Origin of the sequence: Flavobacterium fluvii (assembly GCF_900129545.1) — a bacterium.
Taxonomy (GTDB): domain Bacteria; phylum Bacteroidota; class Bacteroidia; order Flavobacteriales; family Flavobacteriaceae; genus Flavobacterium; species Flavobacterium fluvii.
In genome coordinates this window covers 406,909-415,097 of sequence record NZ_FQWB01000004.1, presented here as the reverse complement: position 1 = coordinate 415,097, position 8,189 = coordinate 406,909, and the positions used below count along the sequence as shown (strand labels likewise).

Here is an 8,189-nt window from a genome sequence, read left to right as displayed (position 1 = left end):
ACCATTGTTGCCACGAGCACGCAGAAGAAAATTTTACCCTTTAGCGTTTTTTAATGTCAAAGAACCTTTTAAATAAATCATTTTCAGAAGAAAAAAAATAGAGAAAATGAACCTTAATTTAAATGACAAAATAATTATCGTAACCGGAGGAGCAAAAGGAATTGGGCTTGGAATCTGTAAAGTTTTGGCAGCCGAGGGAGCTATTCCCGTAATTATAGGTAGAGTAGATGCCGACAACCAAATCGCTGTCAAAGAAATTGAAGCTGAAAGTGGAAAAGCATTATCGGTTGTAGCCGAATTAATTAATCCTGAAGATTGTAAAAGTGCTGTTGATCAGGTAATCGCATTATGTGGCCGCATTGACGGATTAGTTAACAATGCAGGTGTAAATGATGGTGTAGGGCTTGAAAGTGGCGATTACGAAAAATTTGTGGCATCGATTCATAAAAATTTGGTGCATTATTATTTGATGGCACAATATGCCTTGCCGGAGTTGAAAAAAACAAAAGGAGCAATCGTGAATATAGGTTCAAAAACTGCCGATACAGGGCAGGGAAATACATCAGCTTATGCGGCTTCAAACGGCGGTCGCAATGCCTTAACACGAGAATGGGCAGTCGAATTATTAAAATACGGAATTCGTGTCAACGCAGTTATTGTGGCCGAATGTTATACGCCATTATACGATAAATGGATTCAGTCACTTGAAAATCCTGAAGAAAAATTAAAAGAAATCACAGCCAAAATTCCGTTAGAAAATCGAATGACAACTGCTGAAGAAATTGCAAATATGACAGTGTTTTTATTGTCTGATAAATCGAGCCACACCACAGGTCAGTTGATTTATGTGGATGGAGGCTACACGCATTTAGATCGTTCGTTGTAAAAAAGATAATTACTGATTAAATAAGGACAATATTGAATTAATTAAAATACCGCAGGTATTATAATTTTAGTTTTCTAAAAACGTATAAATTTAATAAAAAACGTATGGCATTAATAACTCAAATAGATGTTGAAAAGAATGTTAGTTCAAGGGAAAATAAAAAATGGCTGATCCCTTTTATACTGGTAACCAGTTTGTTTTTTTTCTGGGGATTTGTTCACAATTTAGATCCAATACTTATTCCACATTTAAGGAAAGCATTTAATCTTACCGATTTAGAATCTTCTTTGATCGACTCTTCAGTCTTCATAGCCTATTTTGTAATGGCTTTGCCAGCGGGTTATATCATGAGGAAATACGGTTATAAATCGGGAATAATGCTAGGGTTGATCTTGTTTGGGATTGGCTCAATTTTGTTTGTGCCAGCCGCCAACTCACTACAATATATTTATTTTTTTGGGGCTTTGTTTATTATCGCTTGTGGACTTACGTTTTTGGAAACAGCAGCCAATCCTTACGTGACAATCTTGGGGCCATCGGAAACGGCTACAAAAAGATTGAATTTTTCTCAATCTTTTAACGGATTGGCAGCTTTTATTGCTCCGGCTTATATTGGACCGATGATCTTATCCGGAAAAAACTTAAGCCAGGCTGAAATGGATGCAATGGCTCCTGCAGCGTTACATGCCCATGTTTTGGAAGAGGCAGCAAGTGTAAAAATGCCATACCTGATTTTAGGACTGATTATTTTATCAGTAGCTGTAGTTTTTTATTTTACCCATATGCCTGATGTAAAAGACGAAGATAAAGAAGGAGCAGATGGAGCAAGTTTTGTTGGAGCATTAAAATCAATGCGTTTGCGTTGGGGTATTTTGGCTCAATTTTTTTATGTGGGAGCACAAGTTTGTGTGGCTAGTTTTTTTATTAAAATGGCAACAACTTCTGCAGGTTTGGACGAAGATACCGCAGCCAAATATTTAGGCTTTTTTGGTTTAACTTTTATGTTGGGACGTTTTGCAGGAACATTCTTCATGCAATATATCCAACCAAGAATATTATTGATTATTTATTCAATCATCGCCATTTTGTTATCAGTAGTAGCCATTTTCGGAACAGGAATGTTGGTGGTTTATGCTTTAATAGCAATTGCATTTTTTATGAGCATCATGTTCCCAACTATTTTTTCAATGGGAATAGATGGATTAGGTCATAATACCAAGATAGGATCCTCATTAATAGTGATGTCTATAGTCGGAGGCGCTTTACTTCCTCCGGTTTTAGGATTGATTTCAGACGCTACAGGAAGCATCCAAAAAGGTTACATAGTTCCGCTGATTTGTTTTTCAGTGATACTATTATTTGCATTTAACGGACATAAAACAAATGAAGCATAAATTCGATAAATATGTTAGAAAATATAGTTAAAAGACCAGTTATAAAAATGCATCCGGAAGATAATGTTCTGGTTGCATTAGTGGATTTGGAAAAAGGAGAAAACATAACTTTTGAAAAAGAGTCATATATTCTTCAGGACACAATTAAGGCGAAGCATAAATTTTATACAGCAGATTTGAAAGCAGGATCTGAGGTAATCATGTATGGTGTTTTGGTTGGAAAAGTTCAATATGATGTTGCCAAAGGAAGCTTAATGACAACAGATAATTTGAAACACGCAGCAGAACCTTACCAGTATCGCAAGGTTGATTTTGTATGGCAGGCTCCAGATGTTTCAAAATACAAAAACAGGACTTTTAAGGGGTATAAAAGAAAGGACGGCCGTTTTGGAACTGCTAATTATTGGTTATTTGTACCAACTGTTTTTTGTGAAAACCGAAATTTGGATGTAATTAAAGAAGCCTTGCATAATGAATTGGGGTATTCAGTAGGTGATAAGTACACTCAATATACGCATCAATTACTTGAGGCCTATAAAAAAGGAGAGAGTCTGGACGCAATTGATATACAATTGGCACCGGAACAAAATACCAACAAAATTTTTAAAAATGTAGATGGTATTAAATTTTTAAACCATCAGGGAGGTTGCGGGGGTACGCGCCAGGATGCATCTACTTTGAGTGCTTTATTGGCTTCGTATGTGAATCATCCGAATGTAGCAGGTATTACAGTACTTAGTTTAGGCTGTCAGCATTTGCAAGTTCAGGATTTTGTAAATGATGTTAAAAAGCAAAACCCATCTTTTGATAAACCGCTGTTTGTTTTTGAGCAACAGCAAGCGGTTAGTGAAGAACAATTGGTTGCCGATGCTATCAAAAAAACGTTTGAAGGTTTAATAGAAATCAATCAATGTGAAAGAACTGAAGCCCCATTAAGCGAACTCTGCATTGGAGTAAAATGTGGTGGAAGTGATGGCTTTAGTGGAGTTTCGGCTAATCCTGCCGTGGGTTACACTTCTGATTTGTTAGTGGCTTTGGGAGCTAAAGTATTGTTGGCAGAATTCCCGGAATTATGTGGTGTAGAACAGAATCTTATCGATCGTTGTACAACTGAAACGGCAGCAAAAAAATTCATTGATTTAATGCAGTCTTATGATGCCTTGGCACATAAAGTGGGCTCGGGTTTTCACATGAATCCATCGCCGGGAAATATTAAAGACGGACTAATAACCGACGCCATAAAAAGTGCCGGTGCCGCCAAAAAAGGCGGAACAGCGCCTGTGGTCGATGTTTTGGATTATACAGAGCCAGCTATAAAAGCGGGCTTAAGTTTGGTTTGCACGCCAGGAAATGACGTCGAGGCAACAACCGGTAAAGCGGCATCCGGAGCAACCTTAATACTTTTTACAACTGGATTGGGAACTCCAACAGGTAATCCGGTTTGTCCGGTTATTAAAGTAGCTACGAATTCGATTTTGGCCAAAAAAATGAGTGATATCATTGATATCGATTGTGGTCCAATAATTCGCGGTGAAAAAACCATTGAGGAAATGGGAGAAGATATTCTGGAATATTGCATTAAAGCAGCAAGTGGTGAAATTATTCCGAAGGCTGTCTTATTAAACCAAGATGATTTTATTCCGTGGAAACGTGGAGTCTCTTTATAAATTAAAAATTTTAAAAATATATGTTTTCATTACAAAACAAAAAAGCTGTTGTTACCGGTGGTGGCAGTGGAATTGGGATGGCTATTTCGGCTTTATTTGCAAAACAGGGAGCTGAAGTACATATTATAGAATTAACAGAAGAAAGCGCGAAAATGGCCGTTGACGAAATAAAGGCAGATGGGGGAAAAGTGTTTTCGCATGCCTGTAATGTGGCCAATCATCAAGAGGTATTGGCGACATTCGAAAAAATCGGGAATATTAATATTCTGGTAAACAACGCTGGAATTGCTCACGTAGGAAAAGTTGATACCACACCTGAAGCTGATTTTGACAGAATTATGAATGTGAATGTAAAGGGGGTGTACAATTGTTTGCATGCTGCAATACCACAATTCCGACTTTCGAATGGTGGTGTAATTGTTAACATGGCATCAATTGCTGCCTGGGTTGGAATTCCGGATCGATTTGCATATTCTACAGCTAAGGGCGCCGTTATGGCCATGACTTTATCTGTTGCAAAAGATTATATAGGAGAAAATATTCGTTGTAATTCTATTTCTCCGGCAAGGGTTCATACCCCTTTTGTGGATGGTTTTATTTCGAAAAATTACGCCGGAAAAGAAGCTGAAATGTTCGAAAAATTATCACAATCGCAGCCAATAGGACGTATGGGCAAACCTGATGAAATTGCAGCATTAGCCTTGTTTTTATGCAGTGACGAATCTGGTTTTGTTACAGGTTGTGATTATCCAATTGATGGTGGTTTTATTAAATTAAATAACTAATTTATAATGGTGAAAAACCAGTTAATTTTTAATAGAATAAACTGAAATTTCGTCATTAATGCTGTCAAAGAATTAGGGGATGTTGTTGAAAATGCAGTTATTGAACAATCATTGGTAATAGGAGCTCACGGTGCAAGAAGTGCTACGATTTATTTAATTGAATGATTGGTGATTGTGGTGTTTGTTTAACAGGAGGCTATATTTTTTATAAAATAAAAAAAGTATAATATAATAAAAGTAATAAAAATGAAACTAATACGATTTGGAGAAGCGGGGAAAGAGAAACCAGGTATTTTAATTGGAGAAAAGAGATTTGATGTATCTTCAATTGTAACGGATTATAATGAGGTTTTCTTTGAAGAAAATGGACTGGAAAAATTAAAGAAGGCTTTAGACAGTAATCCTGTTTTACCAGAAGTTGATGCTGATGTACGTTTAGGTTCTCCGGTTGCAAGACCTTCAAAAATAATATGTATCGGATTAAATTATGTCGATCATTGCGTCGAAACTAATGCGCCAATTCCGACAGAGCCAATTATCTTTTTTAAATCGACTACTTCATTATGCGGACCAAATGATGATTTGATTATTCCAAAAAACAGTGAAAAAACAGACTGGGAAATTGAGTTGGCATTTGTGGTTGGCAAAAAAGCAAGTTATGTTGAAGAATCTGAAGCATTAGACTATGTTGCGGGTTACGCATTACTTAATGATTACAGCGAAAGAGCTTTTCAAATTGAACGCGGAGGACAATGGGCAAAAGGGAAAGGATGTGATACATTTGCGCCTCTTGGCCCATTTTTGGCTACACAGGATGAAATTGCAGATGTCAATAATATACCAATGTGGTTAACGGTAAACGGAAAAAAATTCCAAAACAGCAATACTTCAAATTTAGTTTTTAAAATTCCATTTTTAGTACATTATTTAAGTCAGTTCATGACATTGCTTCCTGGTGATATCATCAGTACAGGAACACCTCCGGGTGTTGGTTTAGGAATTAAACCAGATCCTATTTACATTAAAGCAGGAGATGTTATCGAATTAGGAATGGATGGTTTGGGAAACAGCAAGCAAATTGCTGTAGCATACACCAAGTAAAGTTCAAATTTGATGAAAAAAATAGCACATGAACCGAACTCGGATCAATTATAGGCTTGACATTTTATGATAAATCAAAATTTTAGGCATAATACTGAAAAATGGTTGGTAAAAACCTTTGAAAGCCTTTAACTATATGGTCTTACGAGAAGTTTTATGAAATTCGTTTCATAAAACTTTTTTAGTATATGGAAAACTCAAAAAAAAGCGCTGCTGGGGATGTAAAAGTTTGGATGTCATTAAGTGGGGAACAAGAGAAAATAAGCAACGTTTTAAGTGTAAAAACTGTGGTTTATTGTTTACTCAAAATCGACCGGAACAACGATTAAAAAACAGATTCGTTTGGTTCAAAAAATGGATTTTGGAACGCCATACATACAAAACGTTAACTCGGGACAGTGGTTACTCAAAAGACACCCTTCAAAGGACTTTTTATGCTATTTTAGAACAAGCTACAAAAGTAAAAATCATTCAAAGAAACAATGTCAATCTACGAATGGACGCTACCTATTTCGAGAAGTTTTGCTTGGTGTGCTATCAAGATGATTTTGATGGTTACACCCAACTTATACGCTTCACGGACAAGGAAGATTATTTTGAAATGAAAGAAGATTTAGAGAACCTCATTAAATTGGGAATCCAAATCGAAAGTGTTACAACTGATGGGCACAAGAGTATTTTAAAAGCGATAAAAAAGGCTGTTCCGGACGCAAAAGTACAACGTTGTCTGGTTCATATTCAAAGAATGTGCCTAATCTGGCTCACTAGATTTCCAAAACATATTGCTGGACAAGAATTAAGAAGTTTGGTTTTAATGCTCTTGAAAATCAAGACGGAAAATGATAAAACTTTTTGGATACAGGAATTTAACCAGTGGTTCTCCAGACATAAAGAATATATCAACGAGAAAACATTTAATCAGGAAACTGACCGGTATTGGTACACTCATAAATTACTCAGACGCTCTTATTCTACCATAAAAAGTGCCTTGCCCAATATGTTTCACTACCTGCAAAATTCAAACATTCCCAAAACCACAAATGGAATTGACGGCTATTTTAGTCATCTTAAAAATCACCTGGATATCCATCGCGGTTTGACAACTAAAAATAGAATGAATTTTATAAAATGGTATGTCTTTTTGACCAACGAGAAGTGAGTTTTTTTTAGCCATAAAGCAAACTGGTAAAATGAAAAAAGGTAGTCCAAAATTGAACTACCCATTTTACCATATTGCATTAATCTTATTGCTGATATGTTGGTCTCCACCAGAGCATATTTCCTCTTGAGATTAATATGGACATATTACAACTTATTTTTGTAAAATCCACCAACCATTTTTCAGTACATTACCTTATATCTTATATTTTGGTTTTCGAAAAAAAATGGATCAAAAAAAATCCACAACCAGAAAAATCAGTTTCAGTTCTAGTTTTTTAGTAAGCAGTAGGCTCATTGTTACAGGTACTTTACCTTTACTGTTTCTGTACTATAAATTTTATGGATTTATATCATTGATTAAAGCTCGGTCTAAGTGAACGTATCCTCCATCAACAAAAATAAATTGTCCTGTAGTGTGCGAAGAACGCTCTGAAATAATAAAAAGTGCAGAATCTGCTATTTCTTTTGTTTTTGTCATTCTTCCTTCAAATGGAATGCTTTTATTGATTTTTTTTAAAACTGTTTCGCCATCCGTCAACGTTTTAATCCAATCTTCGTATGCCGGAGTATAACTTTCGGCAATTATAATGGCATTGGAGCGAATCCCATATTGAATCAAATCCACTGCCCATTCTCTGGTCAACCCAAGAACTCCACCTTTTGCAGCTGCGTAGCCTGAAGTTCTTCCTTGTCCTGTTAAAGCCACTTTGGAACCTATGTTCAGGATATTTCCTTTTGATTCTTTTAGATAGGGAAGTGCATATTTGGTCAATAAAAAATAGCTTACCATATTCAGTTTCAAAGAATTCATAAATTCTTCATAGCTTGATTCCAAACCGGCGCCGTCATTTACGCCTACATTGTTGATGACTGCATCGATTCTTCCGTATTTTTTCACAATTTTTTTTACGGCATTTTCCATTGCCTCTGGATTGGTTACGTCTGTTTGGACAAACAATGCGTCGATTCCTCTCTTTTGGAGTTCTTCCGCATAGCCAAACCCTCTGCTGTTTCTGTCAATAAGTGCCGGTATGGCGCCTTCATCTGCCAATCGCTTGATGATGGTTTCCCCAATGCTTCCTTCTTTGCCAGCGGAACCTGACACGACCACCACTTTGTCTTTTAATCTTAAATCCATATCTATTTGTTAAAAAATCATTTACACCTTATCAGTTATAATGTTATTTTGTTTTCT

General features: G+C 36.2%; 6 protein-coding genes and 1 pseudogene. 6 read left to right on the top strand and 1 reads right to left on the bottom strand.

From position 1 onward, the window contains the following. The first annotated feature begins 106 nt into the window (after nt 1-106). From BUC16_RS11650 to BUC16_RS11625, 6 genes and pseudogenes are all read left to right on the top strand, one after another. The gene (locus tag BUC16_RS11650) at nt 107-886 is read left to right on the top strand and encodes an L-fucose dehydrogenase (RefSeq protein ID WP_073370748.1); all 780 of its coding nucleotides are present in this window, start codon (nt 107-109) and stop codon (nt 884-886) included. A gap of 104 nt (nt 887-990) precedes the next feature. Next, nucleotides 991-2,280: an L-fucose:H+ symporter permease gene (gene fucP / locus BUC16_RS11645; RefSeq protein ID WP_073370747.1), complete on the top strand. Its 1,290-nt coding sequence runs from the start codon at nt 991-993 to the stop codon at nt 2,278-2,280. An 11-nt stretch (nt 2,281-2,291) separates the two neighbouring features. Then, nucleotides 2,292-3,947, top strand: coding sequence for a UxaA family hydrolase (locus BUC16_RS11640; RefSeq protein ID WP_170860869.1), 1,656 nt, complete (start codon nt 2,292-2,294; stop codon nt 3,945-3,947). Between the two features lie 20 nt (nt 3,948-3,967). Then, nucleotides 3,968-4,732 carry an SDR family NAD(P)-dependent oxidoreductase gene (locus BUC16_RS11635; protein ID WP_073370746.1) on the top strand — a complete coding sequence of 255 codons (765 nt, stop codon included), beginning with the start codon at nt 3,968-3,970 and terminating at the stop codon, nt 4,730-4,732. Nucleotides 4,733-4,978: 246 nt separating this feature from the next. Continuing rightward, entirely contained in the window at nt 4,979-5,833 is an 855-nt protein-coding gene (locus BUC16_RS11630; protein WP_073370745.1) for a fumarylacetoacetate hydrolase family protein, read from the top strand. A gap of 220 nt (nt 5,834-6,053) precedes the next feature. Then, nucleotides 6,054-6,992: pseudogene (locus tag BUC16_RS11625) on the top strand (IS256 family transposase, variant Zn-binding type); the annotation flags it as partial. 339 nt (nt 6,993-7,331) lie between these two features. Here the strand turns inward: BUC16_RS11625 and BUC16_RS11620 are convergent. Further along, complete coding sequence (locus BUC16_RS11620) at nt 7,332-8,132, bottom strand: SDR family oxidoreductase (protein WP_073370743.1); 801 nt, start codon at nt 8,130-8,132, stop codon at nt 7,332-7,334. Between the last annotated feature and the right edge of the window lie 57 nt (nt 8,133-8,189).

What these genes read in the sequence shown, in the direction of transcription:
- BUC16_RS11635 (WP_073370746.1), top strand. Translation starts at nt 3,968, where the DNA reads ATGTTTTCATTACAAAACAAAAAAGCTGTTGTTACCGGTGGTGGCAGT.
- BUC16_RS11620 (WP_073370743.1), bottom strand. Translation starts at nt 8,132, where the DNA reads ATGGATTTAAGATTAAAAGACAAAGTGGTGGTCGTGTCAGGTTCCGCT.
- BUC16_RS11650 (WP_073370748.1), top strand. Translation starts at nt 107, where the DNA reads ATGAACCTTAATTTAAATGACAAAATAATTATCGTAACCGGAGGAGCA.
- fucP (WP_073370747.1), top strand. Translation starts at nt 991, where the DNA reads ATGGCATTAATAACTCAAATAGATGTTGAAAAGAATGTTAGTTCAAGG.
- BUC16_RS11630 (WP_073370745.1), top strand. Translation starts at nt 4,979, where the DNA reads ATGAAACTAATACGATTTGGAGAAGCGGGGAAAGAGAAACCAGGTATT.
- BUC16_RS11640 (WP_170860869.1), top strand. Translation starts at nt 2,292, where the DNA reads ATGTTAGAAAATATAGTTAAAAGACCAGTTATAAAAATGCATCCGGAA.